The following is a 16,223-nucleotide window of genomic DNA, read 5'->3' on the forward strand; positions in this document are numbered from 1 at the left end:
AACTGTTAATAACTGGGTGTAAACTTTATCCACTAGTAATTGCCTGAGCATATTCTTCTAAAGCTGACCAGCGACTAATCTTGTTTTCAATAGCTCGATTCATAATTTCTGTACGAGCTTTAACTTCTTCAGCACCATTAGCAACTATGGCTAGGTTGAGTAAAGAAGGAAAGAATTGCGTCTGCCAAAATTGATTTTGCTTTTCTAGTAGCCAGTAAGAACAACCTAATTCTTTATTGGTAACGTAAGATTTAGTAGTGTTTTCGTATATTAAGTCGGGGTATTTAAGAGTATTAACTAAACTATTTGCACCACTAGTAGTAATTCGCCCAATTAACTTAAACGAAATGTTTTCGAGGATGTCGTCGGCTGCCGAACACTTTTGAATTTCACCAATATTTTGAGAGATAGTTAAAAGAGAAATACCAGATTTTCGAGCCATAGCGTGCATTGCCCCCCAAGTTCGGGCAAACCCACCTTTTTTTAGTAGATCGGCAATTTCGTCGCCGACAATTAAAGACTTGGGATATTGTAAAGCCAGACGAATACAAGTACTTTGAATAGTTTGAGCTATCAACTCTTGATCTCGTTCGCTGTCAAGTGAGACAATGGTGAAGAATTTGATGTAGCTATTGGGATCGAAAGTACTAGGACGCCCTATCGTATTTCCCAGGGGCGATTTAAGTAGAGTTGTGATTTGGGTTTGAATTTGGTTGATTGCTCTTTTATCCAACTCTTCAAAGTTGCGTAAGTTGAGTTTTTCTTTAGTACAAAAACTTAACCAATCAGTCAAAATAGGCATTTTTTCCCAGGCTTCACTGCCAAATCCCTCTTCAAACGCTTGGTTGATTCTTCTTCTAATTTTATTGTGTTCGATAAATTTTTCCGTAGTGGCAATTACTAAAGTCTCTACCCTCTGTTCTAAGTGAGGTTCTTTTATTCCGTGCATAATGTAGTTGACTAAAGTGTTTTTAACAGTGTTTTTCCATTGATTAAACCTAACCTGATAGTCTTCCCCTTGATAAGACCGCAAATCTGGAGGTTCGACTAAATTACTGGAATTACGACTGATATCGATGTGCGCTCCTTTCACCATCTTAATTGCCCAACAAAAACTGCTATTGCCTCCGACAGCAGAATCCATACCGATAACGGGGATGTTATTAGCTAAAAAATCTCGCATCATCTGCCAAGCGATTACTGATTTGCCCGAACCCGACTCACCGATAATCAAACCCCGCAGAGTATGTTCTCGGTGCATATCGAGATAGATGGGCTTACCACCTCGAACAATCAGTTCAACGCCATTTTTATGGACATTTTCTGGAGAGACATTAGGCAAATAACGATAAAAAGAAATGTTATCAATCTTGATTCGACGATCTTCGATCAAACTAGTCTTTTGAAGAATACGTCCGATGGTCATGGGTAGGGTTTCCAGCCATAATGCCCACACAGAACTGTCTTTACGTTTGAGATTGTTACTAAATTTGCGACTGAGTTCTTCACAGGCTTCATCTAAAGCTTTGCGATCGCGTCGATAGACTTTGGCAACAAAGGAGAGATAAATTCCCGCACCACCGCCACCAACTAGTTTCTGTGCCTCAAAGGATTGTTCTAAAATCTGCTCCGATCTGACATCTCGCCCAATGGCTGTCTCTTCTGCCATGAGTTTAGCAGAGTTAGCTTGAGCAATGGTTTGTTCTAATTCTCGATCTAAGGATTGAGCTGAAATGTTATTGAGTTGAATTACAAACTCAGTATCAATAACATCGTTACTCTCCATAATTTCATATAGGTGATTTAACTGTTCGAGTTTAGTAAGTTTGCGATTGGATATTTCTTCAATTGTCATTACACCGCAGACTTGTCCCCGTCCAGTTAAAACTACTTCGTCGTGCTGTTGATTGTGTTGGGGGACTGCATGGATGTGATTAATTCCCAGAGAAAGAATAGATAAAGGATGGATTGGTTCGTTGACCACCTCTCCAAAATGATAGCCATCCCAAGTCCAATAGTTAGGTAAGGGTTTAAGTTGACTGGAACGGGAATTAAATTGATACCAAAGGTGTTTCCAAGTCTGGTCTAGGTTTAAGGGAGTTACATCCAATCCCCAGGTAGTTCTTAAAATCGATTGCCAAATTAGAAAGCCTCTGGTGTATGCCAACTCTAAAGATTGACTGTAAAAGTCTTGTAACAACTGCTTGCTATCACCCGCTGCACTGGATAGAAATTTGTTTCCCAATCTGATAATTTGAGATACAAAATCTGTTCCCACATCGCCATTGCGAGTAAAGGTATAGGTACAAGCTACTGTATAACTAAAATGTTGTCTAAGTCCTCGATTAGATAGGGATTGAGTACGGCTTAACTCGGATTCAGTAAGCAAGGCTATACCATTTGAATTACAGTCGGCAATAATCTTTTCTAATTTAATGGTTTGTTCGGTATCGTCAGCATACTTTTCACAATAGAAAGTTAAGCTTTCCCCAGGCAGAATTTCTTTGGCAGCTATTTCGGTAGCCTCCCAGTATCTACGAGCCTGTTCGGGAGTAAAGCTGGTGTGCCAAGGGGTTAACTGAAAACAAAAGACAATTTGGTATTGTTGGTTGTGCTTGAGGAACAAAGCACCACGGTCTTTTCCTTCTTGAGTGTACTTGACAAGAGATATTAAGTGCTGAAATCCAACAAAAGGGGGATAAATTTCTTTTTTTCCGTTCTGCATTACTTCATTTATATACTTAGGTCTGAGGGTGAGTTCTTCGTCCTTAATTGCTTCTCTAAGTTGAGCTGGACGATTTTCAGGTAGGGGAGAAACATAGGGCAGTCTGGTGTAAGCCCAGTTTTTTCCAGGAAAGGGACGCATCCGATCTATCATTTCGTGAGGATGCGCTCCAGTTGCTAATAACCAACTCCCAGTCATAAATCCAAATAAGATGCCAAAATGCTTATCTTTTCCTCCTACCGCGCCTATCGTAATGAAACAAAACGCTGCAATGATCCCGATTGGGATTACTTGAGAGATGGGTAAAAGTCCAAAAAACTTGGCTTTACGATTGAGAGAAGGGTTAATTGAAATTAATTCGGGAACTTCCATGTCAGTACTTTTGATGGTTGCAATAAATGTTTACTGACCTGTAGCGATTACAGCAGTCATAATGTCGATCGCTAGGACAATTCCAAATAGACCGCCGACAAACATAATAATTGGAGTCATAGACTGTCCCTGCTGCTGTTGTTGCCAAGCTGCGAAACCACCACCTATTCCAACTAAGACTAGAGCAATCCGCACAAAAGTAAATAAGGTGGCAATTTGAGTTGTGCTAACACTACTGACTCCCCCTTGGCTAACTAGAGTTGTAATAGCAGTTTGTAGACCAGTTAAAAATAGAGCGTGAGAAGGTTGCCAGGCACCGAAGGTAAGAGTAAAAACACAAATTACTGTTAATAAGTGCCAAATCGAAACCCTAAATTTGAACTTTTTGGAGATTAAAGGCAGACACGCACCCATGAAATATAGGCTACCTGCAATAACGATACTCATCAGGATAGTAGCCAAAAGAGCTGGGTCGGTAAAGCCGAGGTAGCAGGCTAAGCCAGTACCACCGACGGCAAAAGGTAGATCTTGGCTTTCAACTTGAAAGCTGGAGGTAAACTGTTGCCAAGAAGATTTTTTCTTAACAGTATTTTGTTTGGGTTCTTGGGGGTAATCGTAGGAAATAGTCATGGTTCTCAAGTTGGTAATTTAAAAGTAGGTGAATGTTTATATGACTAAAATAACGACGAGTAACCCCTAAAGACTCTTAGGTTTCACTCGTCTTAAATCGATATTTAGTCTGATTAAAATCCAAATTTTGATGGGAAATCTCGAACTAAAGTACGAGGGGCAAAATAGGCTGTTTGCCGTTGCTGTTGGCTATTAGCTCAATTGAGGAGCGCAAGAGTTTGCGCTCCGATAGAATAGGCGAATTACTCCCCCTAGATGCTGGAATGCCTCGATAAAAAATGAACCTATAAAATGAGGTTGCAATTTCCTGGCTTCGACTCGTTCCATTTCTTAGCGAATATTCTGAATTTTGGTAATATCCATCGCATTTCGCACCAACACCTTTTCAGAGAGTAGTTCTTGTAGGCGATCGCGATTTAGACGGTTAGAAACTATCTGTTTGAGTTTGGCTCTAGTTTCTGGTAAATTTCCGTAGCGGATGGCTTCAATTAATAATTGTCTTAACTCAAGACCATCAATTGCTTGACCCCAAACATCAAAAACTTTGCCCCCTATTGTGTATAAATCTCTATGCTTAGTCATACCATAGGCGAAGAGCCGCTCAAAAGAACTTACTAAAGGCATTTGACAACCACAAGCAGGATTGGGACATTTAAGCGATCGCGCCTACAACCAAGCAATTACAGTCGCTTTACCACCATAAATATTGTCGCAGCCACTATTTTAAATCTTCATAGTTATTAGGTATGAGTTGAGTGTAAAATAAATATAAACTTACTATTCACCCTAAGACTGAATCAAGCAGTTTATAATGCGGAAGACTCTTCTGTATTCATAGAAGGTGAGATGTGAGATTTAAATTTAAGAAAAATAAAATAGAACTACTTTATACAGAGGAAAAAAATGCTCACAAATATCCTGGGGTTGTAGATGACTTTTTTGAAGTTATGGCAATCATTGCAGCAGCCGAAAGCGAACAAGATTTATATGCTAATAAGGGTCTGAGATTTGAAAAACTCTCAGGTAAACGAGGTAAGGAAAATCAAAGGTCGTTACGTCTAAATAAACAATGGCGTTTAATTGTGATACTTGAGAAAGATGAATTAGGCAAATATGTTCTAATCGTCGATATTGAAGACTATCACTCTTAGAAGGGGAGAAGCAAAAATGAGCAACACTTTAACACCAGCTAGGGCAATATCACCAGGACGCATTTTACAACGAGAATTAGATGCTCGTGCTTGGACACAAAAAGATCTAGCCGAAATTACCAATCGTCCAGCACAAACAATCAACGAAATTATTAAAGGAACAAAACAAATCACTCCAGAGACAGCTAGAGAATTATCGGCAGCGTTGGGAACTACTGCGGAATTCTGGACTAATCTAGAAACTAATTATCGTTTAAATCTGGCAAAAAAAAAGCAGAAAGAGGAGGAAATTGAGCGTCGGAGTCGATTATATACTCTTGCGCCAATTTCTGAGTTGATTAAACGCGGATGGATTAAATCTACAGAATCCTTAGATGAGCTTGAGCAATCTGTATGTCAATTTTTAGGTATTAAATCACCCCAAGAAAGTACTCAATTTTCTGTCAATTTCCGTAAGGGCGCGTCTCCTGAATCGAATTCAGGAGCTTGTGTCGCCCGTCACAGTGAAATGCTCGAACCAGAACATAACGCTAAAATTGCTTGGTGTAAAAGAGTCGAGCAAGTAGGCAGTAAGCAAACACTTGGAGAATTTCAGCTAGATAAACTGACCGAAGCAATTCCTAATATTCTTAGCTGTGCTGAAAAAGAAGAAGACGTAGCCCATGTTCCTCAAATGTTAATCGATTTGGGCGTTCATTTTGCGATTGTCCCCCATCTGAACAAAACATATTTAGATGGTGCTGCTTTTTATTTAGGAAATCATCCAGTAATCGCCCTTACTTTGAGACATAATAGAATCGATTGTTTTTGGTTTAGCCTGATGCACGAATTAGGTCATATAGTAGCTGGACATAGAGGTGTGTATCTGGATAACCTGGACGAACTAGAAAAAAATTCAGAAGAAGAAGAAGCAAACCAACTGGCTCGTAATTGGTTAATTGATGAACAAGCTTTAAATTCTTTTGTAGTTGAAACTCAACCGAAATTTTCCAAAAAAGCAATAACTAACTTTGCTCAAGCTCAAAAAAGACATCCAGGCATCATTCTTGGTCGCCTTCAGCATGAGAATTTAGTTCCTTATCAAAACTTACGAGTGCTGTTGACTAAAGTTAAACCATTTTTATCTGATTGGATTTATGATTGAGCTTATTTTATCTGCTGATAAACCTATAGTGGAGGCATTAAACTCAAAAAGCTAAAAGCGGTGCATCGCGGTGAGTGCAGTGCGATCTTGGGCTTTGCCCAAGTGAAGCAACTGGCGAACTCGAAGGGTCTTGTTGAGCCATTGCGGTCTTGGGGTTTACCCAAGTGGAGCAAATGGCGTGGTTGACAACAAAGAGCGAATCCTAAAAGACGACGCGAAGGACGCGACGTTAGTCCTTTAGGGCATATGCGCCAAGAAGCTAAAAGCCAAAAGCTTTTTAAGGTAAAATAAGCTGTTTGGCGTTGCTGTAAGCGATCGAGAGAAATGCCAAACATTAGGCTGTTTCTAAGCCATATCCATAGAGAGTTCTTCTTTTACAGGAGCTGAGGACTGTTGTTGAGGTTGAGGTTCGTTGGTTTCTGCTAGAGCCAACTCCTCCGCCTCAATAAAACTATTCATTACATCCAATTTGACCGAATCACTAATTTGGCTGTTGATATCCCACTCTTTTCCATTAGCTTCAGCGGTTAATAAGATATTAGGAATTCCATTTTCCAGTTCTTCGATTTTTAAGCTAGAACCAGACTCTGCGATATCAATTTGCAGGTTAGCAGACTTGAGATAGTGATTGAGTCTAGTTAAGTCACCTTCATAACTGGAAATAGTATCTGCCAATTCAGAACCGATATCCAAATTTTCATCAGGTGAGGACACGTCGGATGAGGAAACCTCATCCGCTCGTGATGTCCGTGTTGAATCTACTTCTACCTCTGGAACTTCTACTTCTTTGGCTGCTTCAAAATGGCTTTTGGCTTCAGTTACAATCTCGGTGTCAATCTCGGTTCGTACAGGTACTTCTGCTCCTGAGATGTTGTTCACAGCTGCAATATCAGTTTTAGCTTCGGTTTCTAAGACTTTATCGTGGTTCTGCTGTTGTGGCGACTGGATAGAAGTTTGAAGTGACTCTAAAGCTTTTCTAGTGTTAGTCAACTCCTCTAACATCTTGTCCAAAGTCTTTTCGATTGCCCCAAGCTTCTCCTCGATTGGAGCTTTAGACTTAAGTAACCTTTCAATAGCGGTAGGTTCAGATTCAACTTGGGAATTAGTAGGACGAGCTTCAACAGTAGATTCGATTTTGGAGGACAAGACTGGCGAGGTTGCCTTATCCGAAGGTGTATCTTTTAGGACGCCAGCTTGATATGTCCGTGCTGTTGGAACGGGAGCAGCACTAGTTTTGGTTGAAGGGGATTGAGAGGATTGAGGTTGGGGTGGCCAAACTGTCGTTTGGTTCTGGGTCAGATTAATATCAGATTCAACGACTGGATTTGGTCTTAAATCCATTAGCTTCTGACCTGTTTGCTTTCTGAGCTTGTCTACAGCTTCTTTTTCTTGCTCGATTTTTTCGATCTGTTTCATAATCTTTTCTAGTCGAGCTTCGTTAATACCAGCTGCACTGCCCATTAAAAACTGACCGATAATTTGTAAGGTATTTCCGTACAACTGGATAGGATTAATTTGTCCTTTGGACATCTGTTTGAGAGTTTGACCTACAGAGTTACTAAGTTTTCCTGTCAGCTTGATATTCTCAGTAGTACCCTGAATTATTTGTGCCTGTTGAGGGTTGTGGATTGGTTGGGGTGCTTGAGGTTGTAATGGTAAAGAATTTGTAGACTCTGAGTAAGTTTCTGGGGTTGGAATTGGAGCAGAAACAACGGTGTTTTGATAAGGATTGACATTGACCTGTTGTTGATTATTGGGGCTAGAAGTAGGTGCTGCTGGGACTGGTGATGGTACTTGAGAGACAGTTCCCGTAGCCAAAGCTGCTAATCGCTCGGCAACTGTTTCGCGTATCGGCATGAAACTATGTAAAACATTGGCTTGGGGTTGAGTAGCATTTATGCCCTGAACAAATGCACCTGCTTTAGACATAGCAGGGGTGGTAGTTGGGGGAGGATTGATAACTACGTTATTGTTCGGAGTTGGAATAGTAACAGTAGGAACAGTTTGAGGTAGTTGGGCTATACCTAAACTAGCTGCAATTCTGGCGGAGACAACATCGGGACGTAAATAAGTTAACTGTTCCTGACTCGGTTGAGTTCCTACAGGCAAAGAGTCTTTGAGCAAAAAGTAACTAGTACTGGTCTTATCCCCAATAGTGGCAGTCAATTCAGTAATGGGACTATCTTGACCTCTAAGTGCCTGTTGTTTGGTATTGAAGGTAATTCGGGGCTTAGTCGGGTCATTAAGAGAATTAAGGTCGGCAATTCTCTGGGCAGTAGCTTGATAGATTTCGGGAGCAGACATTTGACTTTGCTGACAATGATTGACGGCAGTTTCTAAAATACTTTTGACGTAGGCGATTTGATGGAGGTCTTGAATGCGATTGTTTTGGCGATTTTTATTGTTATATGACATGATTTGATGACGATTGATTAAATTTCAAATTGGTTTTCTGATTGAGCTTGAGCCTGCCCAGAAAAAGGCAAATTAGCAATTACTTTCTGAGGATTTTTGGAAGTATGCTCCCGATTTTTACGCCGACTTTTAATTGCTACCAGACGTTCTGCATTAGTTTGTCTAGTAGATTTGATTTCTTGGCGTAGATGTTTACTTCTAAGTTTTTTAGGACTTTGGGGCATTTCTGGTTCGGGAACGAGAATTGAGCCTGGTTTGACAAAAAGATCTACGGTACGTCCATTCATCATTACTTGACCTGTAAAAGTCGCGGATACGGGTAATTTACTGGAGTTCTTGGCGAAAATCCCCAATGAATAGTAATTTTCATCTCCAGGGTTTTGCATATAGACTATTGGGTCTTTGTGGCGGTCTGAAGTAGGGTCGTTAAAGGGAAGCACAGTAAAGTTTAGTTCTCGTCCTTGGTAATAAGGAGAACTAAAGTCATGTTGGGCATAGGCATTTTGATCTTTCCCCAGCACTTCAACTTGACTAATTTCTTGACCTAAAGCTTTAGTAATACGATCTGGTAATACAGAAAAAACTAAGGAAGCTTTAGCAGATTTCTGTCCTAATACCCAATCCATATGCCTAGGGGCTGTGATACTGATTGGATTATATTTTTTGGTTCCAGAACTAAAGGTAAATAGCTGATTGTACAGTGTACGGTCTTGGTTATACAACTGTTGTTTGGCTATGTTGATGTCAATTAGATCGTGATGTCTGGCAATGTTAGGGTCGTGAAAAGGCTCAAATAGCAGTTTGCAATTAGGATCGATGTTTTTAACTGCAAATTGTACGCAGGGCTTAGTTGGGTGCAAAGTAGCTTCAAAATTTTGTCCTTGAGCCTCCAACATTTCCCTAATATAAGTAGCACAATCCGTTCTGCCCTGATTGGCAAATAGACTAGATTCAAAAGGGGCTTCAATTATATAAGCTGGTACACCTTTCCTTAGATCTCGCTGATATTCATGTTCGCTTTTTTGATAGGTATAGATACTAGGATCGAAATGACGGCAAATATCCAAACATTTACGCCTCATTTGACTTTCACTATCATTACCGTGCTGCTTCTGCCAAAGGTGGGCAGCTAATTCGTCTTTGGCAGTTGAACTTAACTGAGCAGCCATAATTTGCTCTTTGATACTGCTGTAGGTCTGAGCAAATCTTTGTTTGACTTGTTTAGGATCGGAATTACCTTCTCGAATCGTGGTTTTGACCGTATCGTTATATTGTTGCAAGATGTTTTTAGCTAATTGGTTGACCGTGACTTTGGATGTCTCATCTAGAACATTTTCTTGTTTCTGCAATAAATAACCGAACTGTTCTACCCGCATTTGATTGAGTTCACAACTCTGCCAAGTCTGGTTGATGTAACGGGGTAGTATGTCCACTACCGAACCATTTTGAGCTACGGGCATGGGAGCAGAGTTGAAGACCCGTTCGTCCTGTTTAAAGTCAAAAAAGGGTAGCTTAAAAGCAGGACTTTCGAGTTGTTTGTCCAGGTCCTGATAGTAATCCGTATAACGAGTTGCCGACTTGGGACTATCTACCTCTATTTGCAAAGAATCAAATAGGGTGTCTATCAAACCGGATTTAAACTTGAGAAAGTATTGTTGGTCTTTGACATCTGCTTCGGGATTGGGTTGGGCGCAATTAACTCTACCTATGGCATTGGCAATTCTACCAATAGAATTTAGTCTAACGGCTAAAGCCATATGCTTGAGGTCGGACTGGGCATAGGCTTGCTTTTCTTTCTTAACTACAGGATTAAAGTCACGGTTGAGATCGTTCCCCATTTCATCATATTGAGGTAAAGCCATACGAGTCTCTGCTGTAATATGAGGCAACAGATCCGCTGGAGTACAAACCAACTGGTCACCATCAAAGTCGCATTGATGGTAATCCATCGCATCAGCAGGATTAATAAAAACACAACCCTTGGTGTTGATCAATTCAGGAACTTGTTCGTTATCGACTACATAACGACGAATGTTATCCTTGTTAATAATCGGATAGCGGGTGACGATTACCTCGGTTTCATTCTGTAGATGAGGAGCGATAATTGTTCCCCTTTTAACCTCAGCGGGTTGTGCCATAGCGGACATCAAGGTGTTAGCTCCTTTGGTTGCTAACTCCAACCATCGTCTGCGGAGTTGGTCTTTACAAAAAGAAACCACTTTAGGATGATGTGCCAATTCTCCTCTCGTATCGGCTCTGAGAACTTCAATCAAACCAAATTCATCCTTGTCTTGAGGGTCTTCAAGCTCTGATTCTTCTGTATCAATATTTTTCAAGTCTTGTTTTTTGTCGTGATTCTCAACAATGTATTTGGATAAAAGACGATAGTCATTCTGAATAGTCTTGAGATATTCAGCTTCAGCCATAGTGGCAGGAACGATATCCTGCTCGATAGCTTGGGGAGAATACCACTGCATCAACTGCCAGGAGTTTTTATACTCTTGAACTTGAGCATTAGAGTTATTACCCATCACCAACCCAGGCATCTGATAGACACCACAGGCAATACGGTCTGAACCCCAATCATAGATATTCGCCAAACTGTCTAAAACCTGTTGGCTGGGGTTATTGAGAATATAACTATTATTCGTAGGATCTACTTGATAAGAGACCCCCTGATTTTGCAGAATAGTCGGTAGATAATTCAAATCCTGAACTTGTTGGGGGGTTAAATTATCTTTAAAACCCAAGTACCATTGATTGTTGATTTGACTAACTTTCATCGGACCAGTATTTTTAGCCCAACCCTTAATAGAACTGCGGTCGAGTACTAGATCGTAACCGCGATTTTCCGTTCTTTTTCTATCTACCGCCACTGTCCCTTTGGCAATAAATGCTGGTAGAGGACTATTAACATCAGAATTAGCTAAACGAAATTGAAAAGGAGTATCGGCAGTTCCTCCCAACATAGTAGAAAGACGAGGAGAGATCTTGCCGTGACAGTCTCCCGTGCGTAGGTCTTTTGCTACCTTTCGCTCTACTTCACTTTGATGCTCAAAATCAACAATTTTGACGGTAATTGGTGGTTCTAATTTAGAAATACCCTCTTTACAACTAGACACCAACAATGAGCCGTAACGACAGCAGTGATCTGGTTGAGAAGCAAAGAATTGGTCTCGTATTTGGGCGACTACTTCTGGTTCTGCCATAAAAACAGTAGCTCCAGAAGCCAGTAATACTTCAGTACAATTTCCTAAATTAAGGTTATTTAGCTGAGAAAAATAGGCTTGATAGTTGTATTCTTTATCCCTAGTAGCCCGCAGCAGCTCGTCATCAATTTTGACTGCAACTACCCGTTCGGCAGCATCGGGTAATAATTGAGAAAGGAGACAATTGCCTAGATCTTGAACGCCGTCATAATCTTGATGAGCTATATTGTAGACTCTGATTTTAAGACCAGAATCTGGTGTTTGACTCATGATATTTCGGTATAAATTTAAAAGTTACAGCTACAGTTTTAGATTTAGCTGATGCTTATCAACCCTCATTTGACTAATAAACTGTCTCGTACTTTAGTCCTATTTGAAGCCCAAGCCGAACCATACCTTTAATAGTTAGCGATTTGTCTTCACCTACACTTGAGATCTAACTTTGTATCAGTATTCCTAGTCAGAGCGATTACTCCCATTACTGTTATCGATAAAATAATTGCGATCGCTATTAAACTAGTTTGAGCAATTATCTAATAGATTTAGAGAATATTACCGTCTTGGAGACCGAAATAAGCTCTGACCTAGATACACTAGAGAAGATGTTGACATGAAAACTCAAGAAGAAGTTTGGCAAAATATAAGTCAGATTGTCGCAGGTTATCCTCTACTCGAATGCTCTCGCTGTGCCATTTCCGTTATGGAATGGTTAAAGGCAAATGGCATAGAGGGCAAAATTCTGAGATTAAAAACCAAGAGACGGAGTGAAGTTTTTATTATTAGCGATTGCGTAGCTAGCCGAAGGCATCGCTATGGAAGTAACGAATCTATCACAGAAAATGGTATTCATTATGGTGTGGAGGTTTTCGGTAAAGTATTTGATAATCTGTCTACAGAAGGTTTATCAAGAGAGGCTTGGCTTAATGATTTTCACTCTCGTAGCAACCAGTTTATTGTAGATGAATTAACCTCTTTATAAATTATTGGCAAGTTGTAGGAAAGTGTTTTATGAGCGATTTATATGAAGTCTTACAGAAAATTGAAAAATCTCCTGGGATGTATATTGGTCGTCCTTCGGTCAGCGATTTGTTTATGTTTATCGTCGGTTATGAATTTGCTCGTAGCGAAATGGATATAGAGTTAACTGAAGCAGAAAATAAGTTTTACGAAGAATTTCAGCCTTGGCTACAGAAAAAACTAGGAGTCAAGTCAGTTACCTCTTGGGCTAAGTTAATCATGCTTTCGTGTCACGATGAAAAAATTGGTTTTGAATCTTTTTATCGTTTGTTGGCTGAGTTTAGACAGGATGAGGAGTTGTTCGCCAAAGACTCGAATTCAGATTTAGTTCATCAGTAAAGAGCTAGTGATCATGTAAGCCGTTCGGAAAGAGCGATCGCTGTTGTAGAAACAGGACATCAGGTTAGATTCAAGAATGCTCCCAAACAACATAGGAAGACTAAATAATCTAATAAAATAGTTAATTATCGTCCCACTGTGAAATAAACTTTTCAAAAGTGGGGTGATGTTTCTAAAAACCTTTGAAAAAAGTTGAAAAATGACTAAAGCTAATATCAAAACAGAAAGCGAGTTTTCTCAACTAGTCGAGCAACTGACACATCTAGCGCAAGAGGGTTTGAAAAAAGAAATTGCTGCTCATAAAGCGAAAGGTAATCCGATTTTTTACTCTTGGTCAGGAATTTCTATTATGGAATTACCAGATGGTCGTCTTTTTGAATACAAATTAGATGAGAGCGGAACTGAAAAAATTATCCGCGAACTTCCTTAATAATGACCTTTGCCACATCCATTTTAACTGTAATTGCAGGTTCTAACGGTTCGGGCAAAAGTACCTTTACTCGCTACACTCAAGAGACTTTAGGCGTTCCAGTTATCGATCCCGATTTAGAAGCACGAATAATTAGACCAGACGCGCCTGAAACAGCAGCTATTGCTGGTGGTAAACAAGCTCTATTACGCGCTCGTACCTATTTAGCTAACGAGCAAAGCTTTGCAGTAGAAACAACTTTATCTGGCAACACTTATCTTAAGATGATGACGCGAGCCAAACAAAAAGGGTGGCAAGTCAATTTAATCTACGTGGGTGTTAATGATGTCCAAGTTAACATTAAGCGCGTGGCTCAAAGAGTTGCACAGGGGGGACACAATGTACCAGAACCAGATGTGCGTCGCAGATATACGAGAAGTTTAGTCAATTTAGCAACGGCAATCCAAAAGGCTGACTATATTATAATTTACGACAATTCCACCGTAGCAGGATATCAACCAGTACTAACTATCGAAGCAGGAAGAGTGACAAAATTTATTGACGAGTTGCCTGAATGGATTAAATCGTCACTTCCACCAGAGTTTATTGCTTAAATTCTCCTTTAAGAGCGCAAGCTCTTACTGTTGAGCGATATTTCTTTTTTTCTTTCGCTTAATCTCAACACTAATAAGCTGTTCGGAAAGAGCGATCGCTGTTAACTGACAAAGTAAGCATTAACTAGTAGCCTGGTGGCTTAGATTGACCAAATTATTATTATGGTCAATTTATATGGCTCAACACAGATTTAGCTCGCCATTGATAGGCGATCGCCCTGCACCAGTTAAATTTAAGCCTAAGTTAGTCTGCCATAGCTGGGCAGAATTAGAAACTCAGACAAATAATTGTCGTGCTTGTGGGCTGCATGAAGATCGGATTCAAGTAGTAGCGGGGCGGTACAGTCACAAACAAGCAGAACTATTGATTATTGGTGAAGGACCAGGACAGGTAGAGGATAAGGAAGGTCTAGCTTTTGTAGGTGATTCGGGTAAACTATTGGACATTATGCTGGACTCGGTAGGATTGGAGTCTTGGTACATAACCAATGTGGTACGCTGTCGTCCTCCAGAAAATCGCACCCTCGACAGTCCCTTCAACGCGGGTTCCCCGCGCAACGGGCTGTCTCGCAATCCCACCAAAACTGAATGTCAAAGTTGCTGGGGATTTTTACAGAGTGAGATTGCTTTGGTTAAGCCCAAGGCGATTCTTTGTCTGGGTAAAGTGGCAGCTAGAACCATATTAAATACCCCAACTAAGTTTGAGAAACTATTGCGGATTCAGCATCAGTATTTTGAGTATCCAGTGTGGGCAACCTATCACCCTGCCTATCTACTTCGTCAACCACAGTTAAGCGAACACAGTCCAAAATGGCAAGTATGGCAGACTTTGTGTCAAATCAAGCTGTATTTAGAAGGCTGTCGCCTTTAAAAAGGCGATAACTAGTTATTAAATTCATAAAATAAACTGATTATGCCAAGAGCTGCTAGTAAAACCACTACTAAGACAACTAAAACAAGTCAAAATCAAAACAAGATCGAAGAAGCTCCGCCAACGTCCAACTCAGCGTCAACTAAATCTTCATCTCAGTGTACATTGAGCATTAAACCAGGGGAACTATCTCAAAACTTAAGACTGCTCAATACGGCTATTGGTTGTAACCAAAAAGGACTAGACCGCCTAAAGATTGAAGTTAAGGATAGTCAATCAATTTTTAGCATTGCTGGGGATACTATTGAGATCAAGATACTACACAAAGCTACCAAAGCTCAACATCTAGAACCAATTCAAGTAAGTTGCAAACAATTTAATGACATTGCTGCTAGATTAGACAACTCAACTCAAAAGTTGGAACTAAATTCAAATGAAGTCAGCATTGCCAATCGTCAAGGAACTTATAATTTACGACTCAATACTTATAAAGATATTCTGCCTCAAAATAACGCTGAATTTATTCCTGTAGCTACAATCAAAGCTGATCGGTTCAAACAGGCTTTAGATAAAGTTTTACCTTTTCTTAATAGTGATTCCAAAGAAGTGACTAGTGGAGTCTGCCTTCAAATCCAACGATTAGAAGATGAAGATGGTCAAGAATCTTTAATACTTACCTTAACTGGTTTATCTATTCCAGGAATGGGAACTACAACTATGATTATTGAAGAGGTTGAGACTGATGATGTAAGTGAAATAATTGAGGAAGACATCAAACTAGTTTTACCTAAGAAAGCGATTTCTTTTATTGCTAGTAATGCTCAGGACTTTATTCTTTCTATTGCAGATAATTCCCTAAAATTTAATTGGAGCAATACAGAGTGTACTTTAGAAACTTTTCAAAGTGACGAATATCCAGATCTAGAAAAAATCAAAGCATTGCTAGAAGATAACAATCTCGGCGTGACCTTCAATCGTCTAGATTTATTAAATGCCCTCAAAAGACAACAGGTAATGTCTGATGAAGTGGAATTTAAAATTGAGGAGGATAATTGTCAGTTGTCTCATGCAACAGAAACAGGTAGTGGAGCCGAAAATGTATTTTGTAATTGCGATCATGACGAATCTATATTTCTTTGGCTGCATACGGATTATTTAATCAAGGTTATCTCTGCAATTGACGAGCAGACTGTAGAATTCAAACTAGATTTAGAGGCAGAAGCAGAAAGAAAAGGTTCTAGTCGTATCGTCATCAACGACAAAAATACAATGTACTGTTTGGCTCAATTAGTTTCTAGTTAATAGTCCTGTCGGACTTAGTTAGGAA

The 16,223-nt window shown here is 39.9% G+C and carries 14 protein-coding genes; 8 read left to right on the forward strand and 6 right to left on the reverse strand.

From position 1 onward, the window contains the following. Nucleotides 1-25 precede the first annotated feature (25 nt). From C7B62_RS08640 to C7B62_RS08650, 3 genes are all read right to left on the reverse strand, one after another. Nucleotides 26-3,097, reverse strand: a complete 3,072-nt coding sequence (locus C7B62_RS08640; protein ID WP_106234812.1) for an ATP-binding protein — start codon at nt 3,095-3,097, stop codon at nt 26-28. 30 nt (nt 3,098-3,127) lie between these two features. Then, nucleotides 3,128-3,727 carry a hypothetical protein gene (locus C7B62_RS08645; protein WP_106234814.1) on the reverse strand — a complete coding sequence of 200 codons (600 nt, stop codon included), beginning with the start codon at nt 3,725-3,727 and terminating at the stop codon, nt 3,128-3,130. A 330-nt stretch (nt 3,728-4,057) separates the two neighbouring features. Further along, on the reverse strand, nt 4,058-4,309 hold the full coding sequence (locus C7B62_RS08650) for a hypothetical protein (protein ID WP_199194115.1): 252 nt from the start codon (nt 4,307-4,309) through the stop codon (nt 4,058-4,060). Between the two features lie 266 nt (nt 4,310-4,575). On the opposite strand from C7B62_RS08650, the gene C7B62_RS08655 reads away from it, so the two are divergent. Both C7B62_RS08655 and C7B62_RS08660 read left to right on the forward strand, forming a co-directional pair. Then, nucleotides 4,576-4,878, forward strand: coding sequence for a type II toxin-antitoxin system RelE/ParE family toxin (locus C7B62_RS08655; protein WP_106234817.1), 303 nt, complete (start codon nt 4,576-4,578; stop codon nt 4,876-4,878). Nucleotides 4,879-4,894: 16 nt separating this feature from the next. Further along, complete coding sequence (locus tag C7B62_RS08660; protein ID WP_106234820.1) at nt 4,895-6,022, forward strand: helix-turn-helix domain-containing protein; 1,128 nt, start codon at nt 4,895-4,897, stop codon at nt 6,020-6,022. Between the two features lie 23 nt (nt 6,023-6,045). On the opposite strand, the gene C7B62_RS25355 is transcribed toward C7B62_RS08660, so the two are convergent. From C7B62_RS25355 to C7B62_RS08670, 3 genes are read right to left on the reverse strand one after another with little or no spacing between them, the layout of a single operon-like run. Continuing rightward, on the reverse strand, nt 6,046-6,357 hold the full coding sequence (locus tag C7B62_RS25355; RefSeq protein ID WP_146132069.1) for a hypothetical protein: 312 nt from the start codon (nt 6,355-6,357) through the stop codon (nt 6,046-6,048). A 10-nt stretch (nt 6,358-6,367) separates the two neighbouring features. After that, on the reverse strand, nt 6,368-8,437 hold the full coding sequence (locus C7B62_RS08665) for a hypothetical protein (RefSeq protein WP_106234822.1): 2,070 nt from the start codon (nt 8,435-8,437) through the stop codon (nt 6,368-6,370). Nucleotides 8,438-8,454: 17 nt separating this feature from the next. Next, nucleotides 8,455-11,916: a hypothetical protein gene (locus C7B62_RS08670; protein ID WP_106234824.1), complete on the reverse strand. Its 3,462-nt coding sequence runs from the start codon at nt 11,914-11,916 to the stop codon at nt 8,455-8,457. Nucleotides 11,917-12,256: 340 nt separating this feature from the next. Between C7B62_RS08670 and C7B62_RS08675 the strand changes: the two genes are divergently transcribed. The 6 genes from C7B62_RS08675 to C7B62_RS08700 all read left to right on the forward strand — a co-directional run bounded on the left by C7B62_RS08675 (nt 12,257) and on the right by C7B62_RS08700 (nt 16,198). After that, nucleotides 12,257-12,625 (forward strand): papain fold toxin domain-containing protein, encoded by a 369-nt coding sequence (locus C7B62_RS08675; protein ID WP_106234827.1) that lies wholly within the window; start codon nt 12,257-12,259, stop codon nt 12,623-12,625. A gap of 29 nt (nt 12,626-12,654) precedes the next feature. Further along, on the forward strand, nt 12,655-13,002 hold the full coding sequence (locus C7B62_RS08680) for a hypothetical protein (RefSeq protein WP_106234830.1): 348 nt from the start codon (nt 12,655-12,657) through the stop codon (nt 13,000-13,002). Between the two features lie 199 nt (nt 13,003-13,201). Further along, the gene (locus C7B62_RS08685; RefSeq protein WP_106234833.1) at nt 13,202-13,432 is read left to right on the forward strand and encodes an MmgE/PrpD family protein; all 231 of its coding nucleotides are present in this window, start codon (nt 13,202-13,204) and stop codon (nt 13,430-13,432) included. A gap of 2 nt (nt 13,433-13,434) precedes the next feature. Then, on the forward strand, nt 13,435-14,025 hold the full coding sequence (locus C7B62_RS08690) for a zeta toxin family protein (protein ID WP_106234835.1): 591 nt from the start codon (nt 13,435-13,437) through the stop codon (nt 14,023-14,025). Nucleotides 14,026-14,170: 145 nt separating this feature from the next. Further along, nucleotides 14,171-14,896, forward strand: a complete 726-nt coding sequence (locus tag C7B62_RS08695) for a uracil-DNA glycosylase (protein WP_146132070.1) — start codon at nt 14,171-14,173, stop codon at nt 14,894-14,896. Nucleotides 14,897-14,938: 42 nt separating this feature from the next. Then, nucleotides 14,939-16,198, forward strand: coding sequence for a hypothetical protein (locus C7B62_RS08700; protein ID WP_106234840.1), 1,260 nt, complete (start codon nt 14,939-14,941; stop codon nt 16,196-16,198). Nucleotides 16,199-16,223 lie beyond the last annotated feature (25 nt).

Origin of the sequence: Pleurocapsa sp. CCALA 161 (assembly GCF_003003995.1) — a bacterium.
GTDB lineage: Bacteria > Cyanobacteriota > Cyanobacteriia > Cyanobacteriales > Xenococcaceae > Waterburya.